The 20,909-nt window shown below is 41.8% G+C and carries 17 protein-coding genes; 8 read left to right on the top strand and 9 right to left on the bottom strand.

What is annotated here, in order from left to right; translation table 11 throughout:
• Positions 1 to 144: 144 nt before the first annotated feature.
• On the top strand, positions 145 to 1,188 hold the full coding sequence (locus tag LNTAR_RS01610) for a Fic family protein (RefSeq protein WP_052607283.1): 1,044 nt from the start codon (positions 145 to 147) through the stop codon (positions 1,186 to 1,188).
• 119 nt (positions 1,189 to 1,307) lie between these two features.
• On the opposite strand, the gene LNTAR_RS24880 is transcribed toward LNTAR_RS01610, so the two are convergent.
• Positions 1,308 to 2,078, bottom strand: a complete 771-nt coding sequence (locus LNTAR_RS24880) for a type II secretion system protein (protein ID WP_007276869.1) — start codon at positions 2,076 to 2,078, stop codon at positions 1,308 to 1,310.
• A 382-nt stretch (positions 2,079 to 2,460) separates the two neighbouring features.
• Between LNTAR_RS24880 and LNTAR_RS01620 the strand changes: the two genes are divergently transcribed.
• Positions 2,461 to 3,531: an alkaline phosphatase D family protein gene (locus LNTAR_RS01620; protein WP_007276871.1), complete on the top strand. Its 1,071-nt coding sequence runs from the start codon at positions 2,461 to 2,463 to the stop codon at positions 3,529 to 3,531.
• A 109-nt stretch (positions 3,532 to 3,640) separates the two neighbouring features.
• Here the strand turns inward: LNTAR_RS01620 and LNTAR_RS01625 are convergent, their stop codons facing one another.
• Positions 3,641 to 4,729: a TIM barrel protein gene (locus LNTAR_RS01625; protein ID WP_162026336.1), complete on the bottom strand. Its 1,089-nt coding sequence runs from the start codon at positions 4,727 to 4,729 to the stop codon at positions 3,641 to 3,643.
• 216 nt (positions 4,730 to 4,945) lie between these two features.
• On the opposite strand from LNTAR_RS01625, the gene LNTAR_RS01630 reads away from it, so the two are divergent.
• Both LNTAR_RS01630 and LNTAR_RS01635 read left to right on the top strand, forming a co-directional pair.
• Complete coding sequence (locus tag LNTAR_RS01630) at positions 4,946 to 6,007, top strand: hypothetical protein (protein WP_040914098.1); 1,062 nt, start codon at positions 4,946 to 4,948, stop codon at positions 6,005 to 6,007.
• Positions 5,944 to 9,369 carry a DUF6797 domain-containing protein gene (locus LNTAR_RS01635; RefSeq protein WP_007276874.1) on the top strand — a complete coding sequence of 1,142 codons (3,426 nt, stop codon included), beginning with the start codon at positions 5,944 to 5,946 and terminating at the stop codon, positions 9,367 to 9,369. Before LNTAR_RS01630 ends, LNTAR_RS01635 begins: the two co-directional genes overlap by 64 nt.
• 3 nt (positions 9,370 to 9,372) lie before the next feature.
• Here LNTAR_RS01635 and LNTAR_RS26435 read toward each other — a convergent pair whose 3' ends face one another.
• Positions 9,373 to 9,498: a hypothetical protein gene (locus LNTAR_RS26435; protein WP_007276875.1), complete on the bottom strand. Its 126-nt coding sequence runs from the start codon at positions 9,496 to 9,498 to the stop codon at positions 9,373 to 9,375.
• Between the two features lie 299 nt (positions 9,499 to 9,797).
• Here LNTAR_RS26435 and LNTAR_RS01640 point away from each other — a divergent pair, with 299 nt between their 5' ends.
• Positions 9,798 to 10,520 (top strand): Fic family protein, encoded by a 723-nt coding sequence (locus tag LNTAR_RS01640; RefSeq protein WP_007276876.1) that lies wholly within the window; start codon positions 9,798 to 9,800, stop codon positions 10,518 to 10,520.
• 72 nt (positions 10,521 to 10,592) lie between these two features.
• On the opposite strand, the gene LNTAR_RS26440 is transcribed toward LNTAR_RS01640, so the two are convergent.
• Positions 10,593 to 10,694, bottom strand: coding sequence for a ribulokinase (locus LNTAR_RS26440; RefSeq protein ID WP_238527702.1), 102 nt, complete (start codon positions 10,692 to 10,694; stop codon positions 10,593 to 10,595).
• A gap of 351 nt (positions 10,695 to 11,045) precedes the next feature.
• Here LNTAR_RS26440 and LNTAR_RS01645 point away from each other — a divergent pair, with 351 nt between their 5' ends.
• From LNTAR_RS01645 to LNTAR_RS01655, 3 genes are read left to right on the top strand one after another with little or no spacing between them, the layout of a single operon-like run.
• A complete protein-coding gene (locus LNTAR_RS01645; RefSeq protein WP_007276878.1) occupies positions 11,046 to 12,713 on the top strand; it encodes a ribulokinase in 1,668 nt (555 codons plus the stop codon).
• Positions 12,706 to 13,395 (top strand): L-ribulose-5-phosphate 4-epimerase AraD, encoded by a 690-nt coding sequence (gene araD, locus LNTAR_RS01650; protein WP_007276879.1) that lies wholly within the window; start codon positions 12,706 to 12,708, stop codon positions 13,393 to 13,395. The genes LNTAR_RS01645 and araD overlap by 8 nt, the downstream gene beginning before the upstream one ends.
• A 51-nt stretch (positions 13,396 to 13,446) precedes the next feature.
• The gene (locus tag LNTAR_RS01655; RefSeq protein ID WP_040914069.1) at positions 13,447 to 14,220 is read left to right on the top strand and encodes an AraC family transcriptional regulator; all 774 of its coding nucleotides are present in this window, start codon (positions 13,447 to 13,449) and stop codon (positions 14,218 to 14,220) included.
• A gap of 99 nt (positions 14,221 to 14,319) precedes the next feature.
• Here LNTAR_RS01655 and LNTAR_RS01660 read toward each other — a convergent pair whose 3' ends face one another.
• From LNTAR_RS01660 to LNTAR_RS01680, 5 genes are read right to left on the bottom strand one after another with little or no spacing between them, the layout of a single operon-like run.
• A complete protein-coding gene (locus tag LNTAR_RS01660) occupies positions 14,320 to 15,780 on the bottom strand; it encodes a sulfatase family protein (RefSeq protein ID WP_202944925.1) in 1,461 nt (486 codons plus the stop codon).
• 17 nt (positions 15,781 to 15,797) lie between these two features.
• Complete coding sequence (locus tag LNTAR_RS01665; RefSeq protein ID WP_040914070.1) at positions 15,798 to 17,273, bottom strand: arylsulfatase; 1,476 nt, start codon at positions 17,271 to 17,273, stop codon at positions 15,798 to 15,800.
• A gap of 7 nt (positions 17,274 to 17,280) precedes the next feature.
• The gene (locus LNTAR_RS24885; RefSeq protein ID WP_052607284.1) at positions 17,281 to 18,270 is read right to left on the bottom strand and encodes a GDSL-type esterase/lipase family protein; all 990 of its coding nucleotides are present in this window, start codon (positions 18,268 to 18,270) and stop codon (positions 17,281 to 17,283) included.
• Position 18,271: 1 nt separating this feature from the next.
• Positions 18,272 to 19,189 (bottom strand): alpha/beta hydrolase, encoded by a 918-nt coding sequence (locus tag LNTAR_RS01675; protein WP_007276884.1) that lies wholly within the window; start codon positions 19,187 to 19,189, stop codon positions 18,272 to 18,274.
• Positions 19,190 to 19,201: 12 nt separating this feature from the next.
• Entirely contained in the window at positions 19,202 to 20,698 is a 1,497-nt protein-coding gene (locus LNTAR_RS01680) for a sulfatase family protein (protein ID WP_007276885.1), read from the bottom strand.
• Positions 20,699 to 20,909: the final 211 nt, after the last annotated feature.

Here is a 20,909-nt window from a genome sequence, read left to right on the forward strand (position 1 = left end):
TAAGTGATTTAGGCTCTTAATAGCCCATACATTCTTTTTTATCACAAAAAGAACTTTTCCATTCTTTTTTATAATAAAAGAATGGAAAAGGACTCTAGTATCTCGTATATTGACGTAGATCAAGTTAAAAAGAATGGAAAAAGAATGAAGCGTTATTCACTCAAAGTTAGTGAAAGCATGTATGAAGCCATCAAAGAATTGGGTTCACAGCAAAAGTTTATCGACTTAGTTATCCGTAAATTTCTTGAAGGTAAATTAGTTCCTAAAACCCTAGAGAAATCGACTGCTTTGAGTCATCAGTTGAGCTTCAAACTTGAGGATGATCAAATATCAAGCTTACTAACACGAGCAGACAAAGCTGAGAGTCGCTGGATGCTCAAGCTCTTACGTCAGCTTCTCAATTCTGAGCTCAAAGTTCCTCAGCTCAATTTTCTTGAAGACTTGGATCATGACCTCGCAGCTATTCTTAAAAATAGAATTCGTGATGAATGGACCCACGACTCCACTTCAATAGAAGGCAATACTCTGAGTCTTGGTGAAACCTCGTTTATTCTCAATGAGGGTTTAACTGTCTCCGGAAAATCCTTACGAGAGCACGACGAGATTGCCGGTCACGCTCGAGCGATAGAACTTGTTTATTCAATATACAGAGACGAGAAACTTAGCGAGGACAAAATCTTTGACCTTCATCGGGCTATGATGATCAACCCCGATTTTGACGTACAAAAACCTGTAGGAGCATGGAAACGCGAAGAAAATGGCGCTTACTGGGGACGCGAATACATGCTTTATCCTTCTCCACTTGCAACTCCAAACTTGATGGAAATCTGGCTCAAGGAATTTAACGCCCTCCCCCGTAAACTTGATTTGCAGCAGGCTATCCTCGCCTATAGTCGACTCCATATACTCTTTGCCTGTGTCCACCCCTTCTATGATGGCAACGGACGCATGGCACGTTTATTGGCGAACATCCCTGTCCTACGTTCTGGCTACCCGCCCATAACTATTGATAGCGCTCATCGTTATGATTACCTGCAAATGATGCGTCAATATAAATTGATTGATGAGGGTTCACTGGAGTTTACTGGAGATCTCAATGACTTTCAGGATTTTGTCTACCAACAATGGAAAAAGACCATTGATATCGTTGAGGAAGTGCGTGCCCTGCAACAAGAGCGTAATAAGTGAGCTTGGAATATTATCAAGGATAATTAAAATCTTAAGTTATTTCAGTATAAAGCCATAAAAGCCTTATTCATTGCTCTTTTACTCAGCCAGATCATTTATTAGCACAGGGTAAATAATAATTATTTTGCACTATCCCACATTGTTTCTTGAACTTGCCCAGGTGTACCCGATCCACCACTATCCATGGCTAAAGTCGCCCAAAAATTCATTGTTCGAACACTCCCGTCGGCCATGAGGTAATTATCCTTGCCATAATCCTCATGAGGAGTTTGTGAATTAGCATAATCCCCAGCCGTTCTAAACGAATGTTGACCATGACCAACTATTCTTTTTTCATGTGACAACTCAACTAATGTTAAAGTTGTAGATGGTGATGATAAATTCGTACTTTTTTGAGTCCGCTCTGGGTTCTTACTCGTCACTCCCCGTGCCCAATCAGTTAAACTCCAAGCAGCACCAAAATAACGAACTGTTAATACATAACTTGCAGGCATAATCTTATTATTACCTATCCAATGAGTTCTTTGCAAAGTATCTGAAGGACATGAATAAACATCTGAATTATATCCCAAACTTTTTAATAAAACGGCATTCTTTAAAGCATTGCCATCGCTTATATTTCTACCATCATAAGAGGATAATAAATCATCCCATGAACGTTGACCAAGGGTAGCATTATTATTATGGTCTATAGAATAAGGGTATTTTGCATTATTATCATCTTGGTACATCACAAGAGCATAATTAATCTGCTTAATATTACTTTTACATACTGCCATTCTCGACTTTTCTCTGGCAATCTTCAATCCAGGTAAAAGTAAACTACTCAGAATCGCAATGATTGCGATAACAACTAAAAGTTCTACGAGTGTGAATCTTTTTCTGCTCATATCTAATATCCCTATATTTGTCTAAATTTAGAATTATTTACAACTACAGCTGAATCATCGTTACAAAAAAAACACAATATATATAACTATTATTACATATATACATATAAATAACACAATATATAAACAGATAGAAGTCCATGTTTCGTGCTTATATTGGCGACAAAAGTACCGAGAACTTCTAAAAAAAATCATTACCGTTTATTAAGTAATAAACAAAAAAAACATACCTAGATAATCTACCTTAGATCAATTTCATTATTCGATATATAAAATTACTCTCCTTATTGGAATCATAAATTTTCTTATTTTAAGTAGCACCACTAACTTAATTTGGTTAATAAGTGTAAAGCTAAATACAATTAAGACAGGACCAAAGCCCATGATCAATACTCTAAGAAACAAATCTCTATGCTTAATCACCTTTATCTCGCTGATTTTTACTGGCTTCGGAGAAGAAAAAGGTTCTGAGCAAGTTCTCCAAAAAATTGCCTTTGGCGCCTGTGCTTCACAAAATAGGCCACAGCCCATTTGGGATACTATTGTGGCTCAGAATCCCGACCTCTTTCTCTTCATTGGCGACAATATTTATGGTGATACTGAAGACATGGCGGTCATGCGAAGAAAGTATGCCCAGCTCAAAGCCAAGCCGGGCTATCAAAAACTGCTTGAGACCTGCCCTGTTTTAGCGACCTGGGATGATCACGACTACGGCAAAAATGATGGCGGAGAAGAGTATAAAATGAAAAAGGAATCGGCCGAAGAATTCCTCAACTTCTTCGATGTGCCTCAAGATTCCCCAAGAAGGAAACGCGAGGGCATTTATGGAAGCCAAATCTTTGGCTCTGAGGGCAAACGCGTCCAAGTTATCCTTTTGGATACGCGTTATTTTCGCTCCACTCCCTTACTGAAAAATAAGATGTCTAAACAAGAAAAAAGAAAGAAAAATCTCGTCGGTTGGTATAGTCCCCTCAATGATAAGAGCACTACTATGCTCGGTCAAGATCAATGGACCTGGCTCGAAAAACAACTTCTCAAAAAAGCTGATGTGCGCATCATTGCTTCCAGTATTCAGTTTGTCTCACACGAAAAAGGCATGGAGTGCTGGGGTAACCTGCCACACGAGCGCCAGAAACTCTTTGACCTCATTGGCAAAACAAAAGCCAATGGCGTGGTTTTCATCAGTGGCGACGTTCACTTCTCGGAAATGTCTCTGGATAAATCAGGTCCCTACCCGCTCTACGATTTCACCTCAAGTGGCATCACCAACGTCAGCTCTAAATGGTCTCAAGCAATCAATAATTATCGCGTTGGACCTGCTTATGCCAAGCTCAACTTCGGCCTCATCACCATTGATTGGAACGCCAATAAAATCTCATTAGAGACGAAGTCTATTAAAGGAAAGACCACTATCCAACAAGATATCGATCTTGATCAGCTAAGAGTCAAATAATATCTTGCCCATTTAGACCGCAATAATTTTAGTGATTTTTCGATTTAATCTATGGATGTATTCTCGGCGGTAGATGCCAAGCTGCTGCTTGGCGTACCCAGAAATAGCTTTATAAATCCTTGATCATCTCGCAGGCGTAGTGGAGCTGGTTGATCAGCACGCCAATGGGATGCTTGAATTTTTCACGATTAACTTTTGCGACTTCCACAACGGGTTGAGTGGCATCAAAAGTCTCGATGGCAATTTCGCCCTCAAAACCCTGCTCAAAAAGTGGCCCAAAGAATTCATTAAAGAATTGTTGATTAAACCAGGATTCATAAATCTTACCACGGTGCAGAGCTGAGATATGGGCTCCATTGAGTTTTCCCGCGACCGCTAATTGCTTGACATAAATCCTAAAGGCCTCTGGCCCCGCGCCATCGGCAAACTCATGGCAGGTATCGATCATTACAGAGAACTGCTCCATTCCCTCGCGAAGGGCGAGCTCAGTACATTCTTTTAAATGCGCGGGCATGCGCTCAAAGCGTTGCAGGGGTTCTTCGCACATAATCACGCCAAGGGATTTTAGGTAAGGACCAATTTCCTTTTTAAAAGTTTGGTGAAAATTATTGTGTTGCTGCTTGAGCCATTTTACGGCAGCTTCGCCGTAACAATTTTCCGGAAAGAGCAAAAATGGCGTTGAAAAAGGGCCATACAGAAATTTGGAGCCCATGAGTTTCGCTGCTTGTGCTTGGGGCTTGATACACTGCGTCCAATCAGCATCCCAAGAGCCTCCCACAGTGGAAATTGCGAGTCCCGCATTTTTAATAATTTTGACTTGCTGCTTTACTAAGGCTACTGCCTCTTCCGTGAGCTCACCCTCTTGATCAAAGGCTATTCCACCTGCCGGCACTTGTACACCATAATAACCCGCCTTGGCGTGAACGTCCATGAGCAAGGGAAATACCTCACTGCGATATTGAGCGGCTGATTCAGGCATGCTGATTTCGTAGCCATAGAATTTCAGATCTTGAATTGTCTCAGGTAAATTGCAATGCTCGAAATCATTTTTGTGGAGTTCGCAAAAAGCTTCTTCTGAAATATAAAAGTCTAAAAAATTCAGAAGTAGGTTAGATATTTTTCTTCTCTGAGCGACTTGCTTTAGCTCATTGGGCAATTGATTTAAATCAGGTAAATCGGGGTACATAAGCTTTTCCATGTTAATTTATTCTATGGATAGCCCCTTCCTGAGCTATTTTATAGAACAATAAAGGCATATTATTGAATCTTAAGTCATCACGATAAATGCTCATACATGATTGTGAGGACTCAAATAAAAAACTTATCTTTCCAAAAAATGGAGATATTATTCAATAAATTGAGTATGAGGCCCTTAAGTTTAAAGAATTATAAATCAAAACCCGAGGTCTCCGCCGTGCCATTAAAATTTCTTTTACTATTCTTATCATGTTTCACTCTATTTGCTGATGACAAGATTTTAAAATTCGAAGGTAAAGCCGGGGCAAAAACAATTGTTCTCGTTGCCGGCGATGAAGAGTATCGTACGGAAGAAAGCATGCCCATGCTCGGCAAGATTTTGGCAAAACATCATGGCTTTAATTGCATAGTGCTTTTTTCTTGGGATCACCAAGGCAAATATATTGATCCCAATGGTCAGACTAATGTCAAAGGGTGGAACTACCTCAACGACGCCGATCTGATGATCATTGGCACTCGTTTTAGACGGCCTAATGAAGCTGACCGTCGACACATTGCACAATTTCTCAAAGCTGGCAAACCCATCATAGGTATTCGCACTTCGACACATGGTTTTAAAGGCAAAGAAGAAATTACTAAAGGACTGACTTTAGATCAATTTGGTCCCAAAATCATTGGCGAGGGTTGGGTTAGCCACCACGGCAGACATAAAGGCCAAGGCGCCCGTGGCGTTATAGAAGCAGCAAATGCCAATCACCCCATCCTCAACAGTGTTAAAGATGTCTTTGGTCCCAGCGATGTCTATGGCGTACGCAACCTGACTGATAAAGATACTATCCTCATGCGTGGTGCTGTAACACAAACTCTCGCTCCCGACTCAAAAAATGTTCCTGGCAAACAAAACAATCCCATGCAGCCCCTTGCTTGGCTCCACCCTTACCAAGTTGAAGGCGGAAAAGCTGGTCTTACTTTTACTACGACCATGGGAGCTTCTGTTGATCTCGTAAGCGAAGACCTCAGACGCATGCTCATCAATGCTAATTACTTTCTTTTGAAAAAAGACGTTCCTCAGAAAGCCAAAGTCGATTACATCGACCCCTTCTACCCAGGTTTCTATGGCTTCGATCGTAAAGTTTGGAAACAAAGAAAACTAAATACTGCAACTTTTTCTTTGGGTCAATCACCTTATTACCCTGATGTTCCAAAGTCGCCAAAATGGCCCTTTCGCACTACTCCTTCAGAAAAAGTCGTGGAAATCCCGGCTCAAAAAAAAAAGTAATTCCGGGGTCAACTAACCTATCTGATAAAACATTTTCGAATGAAAAACAGATCTCTTTTGAAAACAAATTTAAAGACTATGAGCTCAACTTCGATTATGCTTCTGAAAAAGCTCATGACCCAAGCTCAGTTATTGTTAAGCTAAACTCAAAAGTCAGCGTAGAATTGCCCGACTTGAAACAAGCGGGCAAGTGGTCGTCAATCACACTTAATCTCCAAAACCCGACTGCTAGCTCAACTAAAATTGAACTTTGGATTGATGGCAAAGTAAGCAAAGATTTTCAACTAAAACAAGTTCAAAACATCCCTCGCGTTTTCCCCAAACAACAGAGTAAGAGAATTGACCTAAGCGGCGATAATGATTTTACTTTTTTCACTCGCTTTAAAACGACAAAAAATGGAACTCTCTTCTCTAAATGTAATAACACAGGCCGCTGGATCCCAAAAGGAAAAACGCTGTATATTGAAGATGGAGCGCTAGTTTACGATATTGGCTGGCTAGGCGAAATAAGAGCTGGCAAAAATTTTAATGATGGCAAATGGCATAGCGCTGTAGTCACTAATCAAAACGGAACTGTAACACTTTACGCTGATGGCCAAAAATTGGCTGAACGAAAAAACTTTTCAGCTCCCGACCAAGAAAGTTTCGTATTCAAAATTGGAGAGGCGGCAGATAATTTTGGAGGAGCTTTCTCGGGAACTATTCAACAAGTGGCCTTCTCTCAAAAACTCTTGCAAAATCCCAAAAATTTGAGTTTCCAGACCTTTGTCAATCAAAGTGATTTTTCATGGAAAAACCAAGCTCCTAAAGACGAAAAAATTAGTATTAGTACAGAAAGTCCAAACCTTCATTTCACCAACATACAAATTCGTCCCCTGCCAACAAGTGACCTCAAAAAGGAAATTTCCTCCTGGAGTGAGCTAAGTATGAAACGAGGTCAGAAAGTCTATAATGGCTTGTGTATCACCTGTCATGGCGACACTTCAAAAGAAGGTGCCCTCCCGACAGCTATCAAATTCCATGAAGGTCAATTTAAAAATGGCTCTGATCCCTTGAGTATTTACAATACTTTAACTCACGGTTACGGACAAATGCTGCCTCAAGCCTGGATGACTGATCAACAAAAAATGGATGTCATCAACTATATTCGCGAAACTCAAATTTTTGGCAGAAATGATTCTCAGTACTTCAAAATCACACCCCAATACCTCGATCAACTTCCAAAAGCGCTCATAACAAAAAATAAACCAGTGAAAAAAGTTAAACCAAAACCCTATCTTGATATGAATTTTGGGGATAGCTTAACCATGACTCTTGAACTCCAGAAAAATAATATCGTAAAAAAGGGCATTATCAGTCGCCTAGACCAAGGAGACGGCGGAGTCTCCAAAGGTAATACATGGGCCATTTTTGACCAAGATACACTGCAACTAGCCGGTTTGTGGCAAGGAAAAGACTTTATCGATTGGCGGAGTATAGCCTTCGATGGCTCCCATGGAACACACCCAGCGATAAAAGGCGAGCTTCTTTACGCTAATCCTCAGGCACCCGGATGGGCAAATCCTGATAATGGATCCTGGGAGGATCTACGCTTCATCGCTAAAGATAAACGCAGGTATGGGCCTTTACCTAAAACTTGGGCACATTACAAAGGACTTTACCACTATGGTGACAAACGTATTCATCACTATTCTGTTGGTGAATCAAAAGTCCTTGATTGTCCAACATGGAATCAAAACAATCAGACCCTTCAGCGCATCTTGAACATTAGTAATATCCAAAAAGAGCTCATTCATCGCGTAGCGCCTACTTCAATAAAATGTAATGTCATTTCTTCTGATCAATTCCAACTCTATCAAGAAGCAGGTTTCCATTATCTAAAAATAAATGCCGGTCAAAAGGAGTTTAATGGCACGATACTACTAAGTAATAACGACATTAAAATTGCAGACTTCGCAAAGGAAAACTTAAACCTTAAAAAATACACTAATGGTGGCCCTAATCCTTGGACAGATAAATTATCTGCTGAACTAAAACCCGCTGACGATAACTTTGCCTATGTTAAAGATGAATTCCTGCTTCCTCAAAATAACTCTTGGAAAAGCTGGATGCGCCTCACGGGTATTGACTTTATCAATGGAGGTAAATCCGCACTCATCTGTACTTGGGAAGGAGAAGTTTGGCAGCTCGATGGCATCACACAAAACGAGGGACAAGTTACTTGGACACGCATTGCCACGGGCCTTTATCAGCCCCTAGGTCTAAAAGTATTCAAAGGAAAAATTTATGTCGGTTGCCGTGATCAAATTGCTATCCTGAATGACCTAAATAATGACGGTGCAATTGACTACTACGAGAATTTCAATAACGATCATCAGGTTACTGAACACTACCACGAATTCGCAATGGGACTGCAAACTGATAAAGAGGGCAATTTTTACTACGCTAAATCTGCGAGACACGCAAAAGAGGGACTAGTTCCCCATCATGGCACCCTACTAAAAGTTTCTGCGGATGGCGCAAAAACCGAAATTATTGCAAATGGATTTAGAGCTGCCAATGGTGTTTGTGTCAATGATGACGGTAGCTTCTTTGTAACTGACCAAGAAGGTCACTGGACACCTAAGAACCGCATTAACTGGGTACAAAAAGGCGGTTTTTACGGTAATTACTTGGGCTACCACAATGCCAAAAGTTCCAGCGACACCGATATGCAAGAGCCAATGATCTGGCTCACCAACAAATTCAACCGCTCTCCAGGCGAACTGATGTGGGCAAAGAGTGATCGCTGGGGGCCATTAGCAGGTCAACTTCTCGAGCTCTCCTACGGTATGGGCCAAATTTTTCTTAATCTCATTGAAGACAAAGATGGCATCAAGCAAGGCGGACAAATCAAAATCCCCAATATGGACTTCAATACCGGGATCATGCGTGGTCGATTTAATCCACGCGATGGTCAACTCTATGCTTTAGGCATGTTTTCCTGGGCAGCCAACAAGCGTCAATTTGGCGGTTTCTATCGCGTCCGATATACGAATCAAAAACTACTGATGCCCACTGAGCTCAAAACTACTGACAAGAAAATCACCTTAAGCTTCCCAGAGTCCCTAGGCCAAGTTGCACAATCCGATCTTGAGATTAAATCATGGCATATCGAACGAACTAAAAGTTATGGATCTCCACATCAAAATGAGAGGACTATTCCGATCACTTCAATCACCCAAAGTCAGGACAATAAAACTCTTACACTGCATTGCCCTGATCTAAAACCCACTCGATGCATGTCCATAAAAGGCAAGCTCAAAACGACTGACGGCAAAGTCTTTGATTTTGAGATCAACAACACCATTCATCACTTATAAAATTTAGGGCAAATGTACCATACCAAAAGGCATGGCAAATTTCATTTCAAAAAGCTCATGGGATTCACATCCCATGCTAAAATATTCCATGGTTTCACCATGACTTTTAAACCGAATGATGATTAACATTTATTATCCTGAAGGGATAAAAAACATATCACAATCACTCATAAAATGAGGCAAAACCTCAGTCGCCGGGTCAAGGGCCGGCAGGTCCTTGCGGGGAGCTCGAGGGGCGGAGCTCCCTCGTGTGCAAAGCACCCTGCCCTTTACCCTGAAGGGATAAAATATATTAGCTCCCATGTGGATGTGGGAAGCACGCAAACCAAACGTCAGCCCAAGCTTAAAGCAAATTAATTCCTTGAGCAAAACGATTGTCTGAATCTAGATTAGATGTATATTTTTTTAATTATAAAAAGGTAGCCAAAATGTTCAATGAAGTAGATCAATTAAAATCACGATTAGATGCTCTACGTCCGATACCCGCAGGGACTTTAAAGAGCCTACATGATCAACTTGTTTTAGAATGGACTTACAACTCAAATGCCATTGAGGGAAACACTCTAACTATCAAAGAAACCAAAGTTGTTTTAGAGGGGATAACCATTGGTGGCAAATTAATGAGAGAACATTTTGAGGCTATTAATCACAAAGAAGCGATTATGTATGTAGAGGATTTACTATCGTCGAAGACTCCTTTCTCGGATTCTTGTATTAAATCTATTCATCAACTCGTTCTCAAAAATATTGATAATGAGAATGCAGGTAAATACAGAAGTGAGAATGTTATTATTTCAGGTGCGGAACATCGTCCCCCTGAGCATTTTGATGTTCCCTCTCAAATGACTGATCTACTAGAATCATATAATCAATCAAATCATCACCCGCTTGAAAAGGCAGCTAGACTACATACGGATTTTGTCAAAGTTCACCCCTTTATAGATGGTAATGGTCGAACCGCACGTTTACTCATGAACTTTGAGCTTATAAAGTCTTCTTATTTACCTGTGATTATTAAAGCAGAAAATAGATTGCAATATTACGAGGCTTTAGATAAAGCACATACAAAAGGTGATTACACCGATTTCATTCAAATGACCATAGCAGCTGAGATAGAAGCTATCGAAAAGGTTTTATCTCTCATCGCTTAAAACTCATCTTTAAAAGGCTCAGCTAAAAACTAATAAAGGCCAAGCCTTTAATTTTGAGATTAATAATACGCTTCATAAACTGTAGTTTAAGGTGATTTGTTCCATACCTAAAGGCATGGGAGATCCCATTTGAATAGATTCATGGGATTCACATCCCATGCTAAAATATTCCATGGTTTCACCATGACTTTTAAACCGAATGATGATTAACATTTATTATCCTGAAGGGATAAAAAACATATCACAATCACTCATAAAATGAGGCAAAACCTGAGTCGCCGGGTCAAGGGTCGGCAGGTCCTTGCGGGGAGCTCCCTCGTGTGCGAAGTAACATGCCCTTTATTCAGGTCAATCATAGAATGTATTGGGCTTGTTCCAAAACATATAATTATAAGAATAACCGCAAGACCTGACTAAATCACACCAAACAATGACTAGATTGTTCAATTTATTGAATATAATAGTCAATAAAATTACAAAATAATGATCAAATTATTCTAAACAAAAAAGCATTTAGGATTATTTATGCAAGAGTATGCAATTGGCTTAGATTACGGCACAAACTCCTGCCGTTCAGTTCTTATGGAAATCAATTCGAGCGATGAGCTCTTTTCAGAAATCTATAATTATCCCAGTGGATCACAGGGCGTGCTGATCAGCGATGCCGACCCTAATATCGCTCGCCAAAGCCCGGCTGATTATCTCAATGGCATGGAGCACATTATTAAATCTGTAATTAATCAGGCCAAAGAAAGCATTGCTGATTTTTCACCTGCTCAAATTATTGGGCTGACCTGTGCAACGACAGGCAGCACCGTTATCCCCGTGGATGCTCAGCTTACTGCCCTTGGCCTTAAAGACAGCAGTAACCTCGATGCTCAAACTTGGCTCTGGAAAGATCATAGCTCCTACAAAGAAGCCGAGCTCATCACTCAAAAAGCCAAAGAACTGCGACCGCAATACCTTGAACGCTGTGGCGGAACTTATTCCAGCGAATGGTTTTGGTCCAAAATTCTCCACCTCAAAAACGTCGCTCCGGAAACTTTTGAAAAGGCCTATAGTTTTATTGAGCTTTGTGATTATCTGCCAGCCATTTTAGCAGGCAAAGAAAAACCGGAAGAAATCAAGGCCAGCATCTGTGCCGCGGGCCACAAAGCCATGTACGCCGATCAATGGGGTGGCTTACCGGACGAAGAGTTCTTAGCTGCAGTGGATCCCGCTTTAGTAAAAGTACGTCAAAAACTCTATAAAAAAGCCCATGCTTCCGATCAATTAGCTGGACGTGTTGGCGCCGAATGGGCTCAACGCACTGGATTAGCCGAGGGAACTGCCATTGCCGTGGGAGCCTTCGATGCTCACATGGGTGCCGTCGGTTCCGGCATCAAAGATGGCAGCCTTGTGAAAATCGTCGGCACGAGCACCTGCGACCTGATGATTAGCCCAAAGGATCAAAGTATTGCGGGCGTCTGTGGCGTGGCTAAAGACTCGGTACTTCCCGGCTACATGGGAATTGAGGCAGGACAATCGGCCGTTGGTGACCTCTTCCTATGGCTAGTTAACAATTTTGTCACCAGTGAATATGGCTCAAATCGAGATGAAATTTTTGCGAACATCACAAAAAGAGCCGCGGCATTAAACGTAGGTCAAAGTGGCTTGCTTTCACTCGACTGGAATAATGGCAATCGTACCGTTCTCATCGACTCACAGCTCAGTGGCTTACTCATCGGGCAAACACTGCATACCAAGGCCCACGAAATCTACCGCTCACTCATTGAAGCCACCGGCTTTGGAGCTCTCAAAATTATTGAACGCTTAGAGGACTCAGGTGTTGAAGTCAAAGAAGTTGTCTGCTGCGGGGGCTTAGCGCAAAAGAATGAACTCATGATGCAAATCTACGCCAATATTTTTAACCGCCCCGTCCGCATTGCAGGGACCGAGCAAACCTGTGCGGTTGGCGCTGCCATTTTTGCGGCTTCCGCCGCAGGTAAAGACCTCAACGAATTACAAAAATCCATGTTGAAACCTTGTCGTAAAGAATACCTTCCACAAAAAGATGATGTGCGTATTTACTCAAAGCTTTACGGACTTTACTCGCAAGTTCACGATGGCTTTGGCGTCGAAGGAAATCCTTGTGATTTCTACTCGCTTATGAAAGAACTCATCGACATCCAAAAGGCGAGTAAAAATGCTTGATCAAATCAAAGAAGAAGTCCTGAAAGCGAACAAGCTCTTACAATCAAGTGGCTTGGTCAAACTCACTTGGGGAAACGTCAGTGCGAAGGATCCTGAAACTGGTCTCATAGTCATTAAGCCCAGCGGCGTGAAGTACGAAGACATGCAAGTTAGTGACTTAGTCACTTTGAGTTTGGATGGCAAAATTATTGAGGGGCACTTAAAGCCTTCTTCAGATACGGCAACCCACCTTTACCTCTATAATGCCTTTCCTGAACTCGGTGGCATAACTCACACTCATAGTCTTTTTGCCACGACTCTTTGTCAGCATGGCCGTGAGCTTCCCTGTTCAGGAACAACTCATGCAGACCACTTCTGGGGTAGCGTCCCTTTGATTCGCGCTCTCAATGAAGAGGAAGTCGAAGAAGACTATGAAAAAAATACCGGCAAAGTCATTGTCGAGCATTTTCAAAATCACAAAATTAAGCCCTTGGAAATCCCCGCAGCCCTGCTGCATTTCCACGCACCCTTCACCTGGGGACGAACGGCCATGGAATCATATAAAAATGCTGTTGCCTTAGAGGCCTGTGCAGAAATGGCGGTTCGCACCATCAATGTTGAGCAACTCCCCGTCATCCCCCCTCACATCTTACAAAAGCATTATCAGCGCAAACATGGCGCCAATGCCTATTACGGCCAGTAAAATCGGCGAAAATTTATCATATCTAAAAACTTTGGAGTTTAATTTCATCAAATGAGTCAGCACATTGTACACATGGATATGAGCGACTCAGAAAAAATAAGCCTAGCCCAAGATTTTTTATCTCAGGCCGAGCCTTTCTGTGTCTCCCAACTCTTTGAGTACATGGATGATACTTACTTCTTCGTCAAAAACACCAAGGGTCAATTCATCAAAGCCAACAAAGCCTTTCTCAAACTCTTTGGCTACAAAAAGCTCGAAGATGTGATTGGCCTAACTGACTACGATATGGTGAGCCGTGAACTCGCTGTAAGATATGAAATGGATGATCAAAAAGTTCTCGCAGGTGAAAAAATATGTGAGCTCACCGAACCGGTGAGTTCCAGTAACGGCATCATCAGCCTCCACGTCTCGACAAAACTTCCCGTGCGCAATCGCGAAGGCGAAATCATTGGCCTCATCGGAATTACTCGCGATACACAAAAAACGCTCAATGCGCTCACCCCTCTACAGAAATTTCAGCCCGCTCTCGACATTATTGAACGCGAATATGGCAAAAACATCAAGCTCGATGACTTAGCTGAGGCTGTCTGCATGTCCACCAGCACTTTTCTGCGTAACTTTAAGAAACAATTTGGCATGACCCCAGGGAATTATATCAAACAAGTGCGTTACAAGGCAGCCTGCCGCTTGCTCAGTGAATCCGCACTATCCATTACCGAAGTCGCCTACGACACAGGTTTCTCTGACCAAAGCCATTTCACCCGCGAGTTCAAAAAAATCTCTGGTGTCACACCCAAGTCCTACAGACAAAAGTTCTCGTCCTAAATGAACCCACCATGGGTCTTCAAATCCCTTAAGAATTAGGACTCACTACTTTCTTATCCACTAATAGATCAATCCATTTTTATAGAATGATCATTAAAGTTATTTGTCCTTAAAGTATTTCTCTTGAATCCACTGGGGTTGCCATTTATCGAGGCGTTGCTCGAGCTTAGAATAATCCACTTCTTTGGGCTCCGGATTGGCGACCACCAAGGGCGCCTGACTTCCCGTTTTAGCTTGCCAAGCCTTCATAAGCTTTAGCATTTCAGCTTTCTTATTTGGGGCTTCAAGGGAATGAATTTCATCGGGATCATTCTCTAAGTCAAACAAAAGATAATGATCGATTTGCGGGTAAATATGTAACTTCCAGCGTCCATCATTGATCGCAAATTGCACATCTTGAAATGGCAAAAACATCGCTTCATGAATTTGTTTTATTTCCCCTTCGATCAAAGGCCTTAAACTTTTTGCATCCACTGCTTCAGGCTTTGCGATCCTCGCATAATCACAGAGCGTTGCATAGAGGTCGTGGATATAGTTAAATGCAGCGCTCTCACCATTAGGCACTGTTTTGCCTGAAATAATTAAAGGGGCTTTCATACTGTGTTCATAAACGTTTTGCTTACCGAGTAAGCCGTGACTCCCCATGGCTAAGCCGTGATCCGCGGTATAAATGATGATTGTATTATCTGCGTGCTTACTCTGATCAATCGCATCGATAATTCTTCCCACCTGCTCATCGAGATGCGTCACGAGGCCATAGTACTCACAGAGTTGATCACTAATGACCGACTTCTCCCGCGGCCAAGATGCTAAGCCCTCATCGCGGCCTTGCGTGGTGAACTTCACATTCCGAAAGGGATGCAGGGCCTTATAGTTTTTTGCTAAAGGTGGACGATTCTTGTAGTAGCGCTGACGATATTCATCGGGAGGATTCCTTGGATCGTGGGGCGCCATAAAAGCCACATAGAGAAAAAAGGGTTTGTCACTTGGAGCTTCTTCAATGTACTTGATTGCAGAGTTCGCAAACTCAGTAGAAGAGAATTCCTTGGCACGACGCTTGGCCTGCAATTGTCCCGCAACAAAGTCTTGCACTTCAAAATCTGTGTGATCCGCCATGCCTCCCATATAGACTGAGGCACCGTTTTGAAACGCCGCTCTCAAGGTATGCAAACCATTGTGCCATTTACCGATGATATAAGTCTCGTAACCCGCTTTCTCTTTTAAATACGTCGGGAGTAAATCCAGCGATGCCCAGCCATTTTTTTTAACATTCGGGATATTATTCCAATACCGTCCCGTCATCAACATTGCTCGGCTCGCTACGCACACGGCTCCACTATAAGAACCAGCACAATAGTTATTTTTAAAAGAAAAACCCGATTCAGCCAAGCGGTCTAAATTCGGCGTATGAATAAAATCATTGCCATGCGCCCTAATTGTGTCCGCTCGCTGATCATCCGCAAATAAAAAAACGAAATTGGGCTTCTGCGAAGAAGCTGCAAACAAGCCCCCTGTATTCAAAACAAACATACACACAATCAAACGATAAACTTGTATCACAGCTACTCTCCTTATCTCTATAATTGAGGTCTTGCTAAAAGTGGTATTCCAACAGAATCTAATTGTTCTTTGTACTTTACGTGAAAGGGATTGAGCGTCATCTTCTGATGCCCCTCATTAACCATCTGCGGTCTCATTTCATGCCACCAAGCATCATAAGATTTTTGCATTTCTTGAAGCACTTCGGGATATTGTTTAGCCACATTATTTTCCTCCCCAGGATCATTCTCAATATCATAGAGCTCTTCATGATTCACTAAGCGAAATCTTGTATTACGTACAGCAAAACCAGCTCTACCAGGCCTTTTATCGTACTGTGACCCATCTGGACCTACATTATTGCCCCAGCGCCCAATATGAAAAAATAAATTGCGATCATTCCACTTAGTTTGCGGATTTTGCAAAAGTGGCAATAAGCTTCGACCATCTCTCTTTTCCTGGATCTCTCCTCCGGCCAATTCCACTAAAGTGGGAAATAGATCAATATGCGCACTCAAGCCGCTGATTTTATTTCCTGCTTTGAATTTCCCTTTCCAACGAAAAAAGGCTGGCACTAAAGTCCCCCCTTCATAAGGTGTTTTTTTATATCCGCGTAGGCCCGCTTGGTAAGAATAAAGATCTTCCCCATTCCTTTGCCCAAGTTTTTTCTCGTTTATCACTAGACTAGCAAAACCATTGTCCGACATAAAAATCACCAAAGTATTTTCATCCAGATCCCATTGCTTAAGCTTGGTCATTAAACGCCCAACGTTATCGTCAATATTTTCGATCATCCCATAAAAACCCGCATCCCCTGATTTAAAGCCAAGTTTTTTAAACTTCTCACGTTTATCTTTTGGAGCGATATAAGGGCCGTGGGGAGCATTCGTAGAGATGTAGGCAAAAAAGGGTTTATCCTTAGATTTTTTTATCCATGCCAAAGCTTGATCAAAAAACACATCCGTACAAAAACCCTCTGTTTTAACAAAAGTCTCATTGTGTCTAATAATCGGATTCTCGTACTTATTATTGGGAACATCCATCGGCTGACCTATGCCCCCATAACCATGAATAAAAACCTCATCAAAGCCACGTGAGTGAGGCTGATAGGCCTCTTCGTAACCCAAATGCCATTTCCCAAATATTCCTGTTGTATAGCCCAATGATTTCAAGGCTTCGGGTAAAGTTTCGATCTTTAAAGTCATGCGTGCCCGAGCTCCCCCCGTATGAGTAACGCCATTTCTAAAGGGATAATTCCCCGTCATCAAAGCGGCGCGACTCGGTGTGCAGGTAGGGCTCATATGAAAATCAGAAAAATATGAACTCTCACTGAAGAGCTTATCAATATAAGGTGTCTCTAGCCAAGGGTGACCTTCACATCCCAACTGGCCCTTACCCTGATCATCTGTCAAAATGAAGATAATATTGGGTTTCGTCCCTTTTAATTCCTCGCAGTAGACAAAACTCATAAAGCTCAAAAATAAAAAACTCAGTACGCGCATTTTCAACATCATTCAGAACCTAGTAGTTATACTGTAATTTTTTTAGATCTAAGATCCCCGATTTATCCTTATCAAACTTTTCAAAATGGTAAGAATAAACTTTTTGGTACTCATCCAATGAAACAAGCTTATCACCATTGATATCAAAGTGATTGAAGATGCCCTGCTCCGGGTATTCTTTGGGCTGAATTATACCATCCTTATTGGCGTCCTGCATCTTAAAGTGATTCGCCCAGAAAAGCTCATACTCGTCACGGCTTACTTTGCGATCTTTTTTGATCTTATCCATAGAATTAAACATATACTTCCAGCAGGGTGCCAATTCACTCATACTTGCATCACCGACTTTTAAGCCAAGTTCTTTAACTAAATGTGGTGTAATAACTTTGAGAGCTCCCTCATAAACTGGGTGAATGGCATCCGGCATGTACTGAATATAGAGTGCTGGATCTTTTTCAAGCAAATCCTTCCATACCGCATTGTGATCGATAAGCTTAAAGCCGTTCCTCTTGGCTTCATCCCTGTACATCTGATAATAATCATCAATTTTAGGACGCTGCACTCCCGTATGACCAACTGGAACATTCATGGTCGCAAGGATAATCTCACATTCGGGGTTCTGGGCAAAAATGCGTTCAATGAGATTATTTAAATTATTCTTGGCATCTTCAACACTCGTTTTTCTTCTCTCCACCGCATCATTGATGGCAAACTCGATAAACACTGTATCGGGCTTGTGCTTCAAAACCTTTTGATCCAGTGACTTCACTCCCCAAGCTGAGTTAGCTCCTCCCTGCGCGCCATTGATGACTTTGGCTTTACCTGGGAATTGTTGATCCAAAATGGTGGCTAATTGCCCTCCCCAAGCGCCGACTTTTGTCAAACTCGTCCCAAAAATCACAATGCTTTGCTCTTTACCAGCCTTTAAATTCTCAACAAATTTAACCTTGGGCGCGGCCATGAGTCCCGACATTAAGCCACAAATCAATAAAATAAGTAATTTTTTCATCTTATTTCCCCAAGAGAATTTCATAAACGAAGTCATCGCGATTGGGATATTGCTTCGGTCTATCTTTACCGATCGATAGGTACAGTTTATTGTGACCAACTTTCTCTGATTTTTCTTTCATTTTGACTCCAAACATGCCGTGATGAATACCATGTCCAAGACTCTTAGATGGCAGGCTCATGTCAGCGCCATAAGATAAGAGCATGGGTGGATCATCTTTTGTCAGGTGATTATAAGCTGAATACTCCTTATACATCGCCTCATGCTGATCATAGTTTTTTAGAGCATCCGCAATGCTTTTTTCACCCACCGCTTTATAAATCATCTCGTGGTAAACATTGGGACCAATCCATGGCTCAATAAGTTTAGGATCAATTGCACTCTGACCTCCAGCCACTGAGATTCCTTGTACACGCGTTGATTCTCGCTCGACGGGATCCTCTGAATTAGGTTTTGCCAAATCATCATGGCAGGCAATCCACATGGATGTACATGCCCCCGCACTTCCCCCACTAAGTACAAACTTGCTCTTATCTATGTTCCATTCTCTGGCTTTATAGCGCAAAAATTGCACCGCTCGTGCGGCATCGAGTACCGGCGCGGGCAAGGGATCTGTCGCCGTTAAACGATAATTAATTGCTGCCACAGAGATTCCTTTATCCAAAAACTTTTGAACTCCTTTAAATCCCTTCTTATCCCCTACTACCCAACCACCACCATGAATATGGATGTAAACCGGTCGAGGTCCCTCACCTTTTGCTTGCCAAAAATCAAGCTTGTTGCGATCGAACTTTCCGTAGCTGACATCAGCGTGTGTGGCGGTGGGTTCTTTAACTTTTTTGCGTTTCTTCTTTTTTTCTGCGGAAGCCGCAAAAGTTAAGCCCATAATTAACAGGAGTAAAAATACTTTTTTTATCATTTTGAATCTCTCTTATTTCATTTTAAATAGTTGTGGTACATTACCCGACTTATCATCATATTTGATAGTCAGTTCGCGTAATTGATTTTTTAAATCCTGTGCCAAATCCCGATATTCGGGATTGTAATGGAGGTTATTCATCTCTTGGGAATCATTTTTTAAATCAAAGAGCTCCCAGCGGTAATGGCCCTTCATCCCCGGATAAAAAATCAACTTATAGCGATCGGTACGAATGCCGATCATCTCTGGTAGACGAACTCCATGGTCGTAAAAGTGGTAGTAAGAAGCATCGCGAACTTTCTCTTTCTTGCCCAATAAAATCGGCTTTAAAGAAAAACCCTGCATACCCTCTGGAATTGTGACCCCCGCAAAATCTAAAATGGTGGGAGCTATATCAACATGGCTAGTCATGGAATTATGAACCTGACCTGCTTTTACTGTTCCTGGGAATTTCACCAGAAATGGCGCATGTAAGGGCTCTTCATACATCCATTGCTTATTATAGAAGCCGTGTTCTCCAAGTGAAAACCCTTGATCAGAAGTGTAAATAACGATGGTATTTTTCTCCAGGCCACTCTCCTTCAAATAATCTAATACACGCCCCACATTATCATCGACAGATTTAACTAAGCGGTAATATCCCTTGATGTATTCCTGGTACATTTTACTGGTTAATTCACGTTCGCTTATATTCGGGTTTTCTTTTTCAATCCTCGCTCGCATGGACTTAAAGGCAGGATTCAAAATAATGCGGTTTGCAGTCATTTTTCCCGCAATCGCATGGGGAGTCCGTCCCTTATAATCGTCATGTAAATTCGCTGGCTCGGGAATTGTTACATCCTTTAAATAATCTTCGTCCCTTGTAGCTGGTGTATAAGGCGCATGCGGTGGCTTGGGATGAAGTAGTAGACAGAAAGGTTTATTTTTATTTTCTCTATTCTTGATCCAATTAATCGCCTCTGTCGTTATCACATCATTATTATAACCTTTGATAACGCGCCCTCCCTTCATGTAGGATTTACGATCCTGGGGGCTCCAAGGCACCCACCCATGCTGAGGTTCAAAAACCCGTGGGTTAAAAGGCATGCCCTGCATTTTTTGAACACAGTAATAATCAAAACCCGTGGGTTGCGATAAGAGGTGCCACTTACCAAACAAAGATGTTTCGTATCCCGCTTTTTGGAGCAACTTTGGAAAAGTCTGCTGCGACCCATCAAAAGACTGATTGAGCCTCGTCACTCCATTTTTATGAGAATATTTCCCCGTCAAAGCCGTCGCCCGCGATGGCGTACAAAAAGAATTAGTCACTAGCGCATGATTAAAACGCATACCGCCATCGGCTAAACGATCCAAGGCGGGCGTTTTAATACCTGTATTGCCGTAACAACTCAGCGCTTTCTTGGCATGATCATCTGAAAAAATCAAAATAATATTGGGCCTTTGTTCAACTGCTGTTAAACTAGCTATGACGCCGAATAAAATACAGCTCACTTTATAATAAATTGTCATGAATGGGGGATCCTTAGTAAAATTTTTGAACTCACGGAGTTAAATAATCAACTCACTCGGTCTTCACATATTTTACAAGGCTCACACTCTTTTGTTACAAAAAAAAGAGCAAGAACAGTATCCAAATACAAATTAAATGATTAAAATAACTTCCCCTGCCACGTCAATTATCATACACAAGACAAGGGGCGGGGAATTAGCCCCTCTTAAG

Source organism: Lentisphaera araneosa HTCC2155, assembly GCF_000170755.1.
Taxonomy (GTDB): Bacteria; Verrucomicrobiota; Lentisphaeria; order Lentisphaerales; family Lentisphaeraceae; genus Lentisphaera; species Lentisphaera araneosa.

Excerpts from the sequence above, each read along its gene's own strand:
- LNTAR_RS01610 (WP_052607283.1), top strand. The coding sequence starts at position 145 with ATGAAGCGTTATTCACTCAAAGTTAGTGAAAGCATGTATGAAGCCATC.
- LNTAR_RS24880 (WP_007276869.1), bottom strand. The coding sequence starts at position 2,078 with ATGAGCAGAAAAAGATTCACACTCGTAGAACTTTTAGTTGTTATCGCA.
- LNTAR_RS01620 (WP_007276871.1), top strand. The coding sequence starts at position 2,461 with ATGATCAATACTCTAAGAAACAAATCTCTATGCTTAATCACCTTTATC.
- LNTAR_RS01625 (WP_162026336.1), bottom strand. The coding sequence starts at position 4,729 with ATGGAAAAGCTTATGTACCCCGATTTACCTGATTTAAATCAATTGCCC.
- LNTAR_RS01635 (WP_007276874.1), top strand. The coding sequence starts at position 5,944 with ATGGCCCTTTCGCACTACTCCTTCAGAAAAAGTCGTGGAAATCCCGGC.
- LNTAR_RS26435 (WP_007276875.1), bottom strand. The coding sequence starts at position 9,498 with ATGTTAATCATCATTCGGTTTAAAAGTCATGGTGAAACCATGGAATAT.
- LNTAR_RS01640 (WP_007276876.1), top strand. The coding sequence starts at position 9,798 with ATGTTCAATGAAGTAGATCAATTAAAATCACGATTAGATGCTCTACGT.
- LNTAR_RS26440 (WP_238527702.1), bottom strand. The coding sequence starts at position 10,694 with ATGGAATATTTTAGCATGGGATGTGAATCCCATGAATCTATTCAAATG.
- LNTAR_RS01645 (WP_007276878.1), top strand. The coding sequence starts at position 11,046 with ATGCAAGAGTATGCAATTGGCTTAGATTACGGCACAAACTCCTGCCGT.
- araD (WP_007276879.1), top strand. The coding sequence starts at position 12,706 with ATGCTTGATCAAATCAAAGAAGAAGTCCTGAAAGCGAACAAGCTCTTA.
- LNTAR_RS01655 (WP_040914069.1), top strand. The coding sequence starts at position 13,447 with ATGAGTCAGCACATTGTACACATGGATATGAGCGACTCAGAAAAAATA.
- LNTAR_RS01665 (WP_040914070.1), bottom strand. The coding sequence starts at position 17,273 with ATGATGTTGAAAATGCGCGTACTGAGTTTTTTATTTTTGAGCTTTATG.
- LNTAR_RS24885 (WP_052607284.1), bottom strand. The coding sequence starts at position 18,270 with ATGAAAAAATTACTTATTTTATTGATTTGTGGCTTAATGTCGGGACTC.
- LNTAR_RS01675 (WP_007276884.1), bottom strand. The coding sequence starts at position 19,189 with ATGATAAAAAAAGTATTTTTACTCCTGTTAATTATGGGCTTAACTTTT.
- LNTAR_RS01680 (WP_007276885.1), bottom strand. The coding sequence starts at position 20,698 with ATGACAATTTATTATAAAGTGAGCTGTATTTTATTCGGCGTCATAGCT.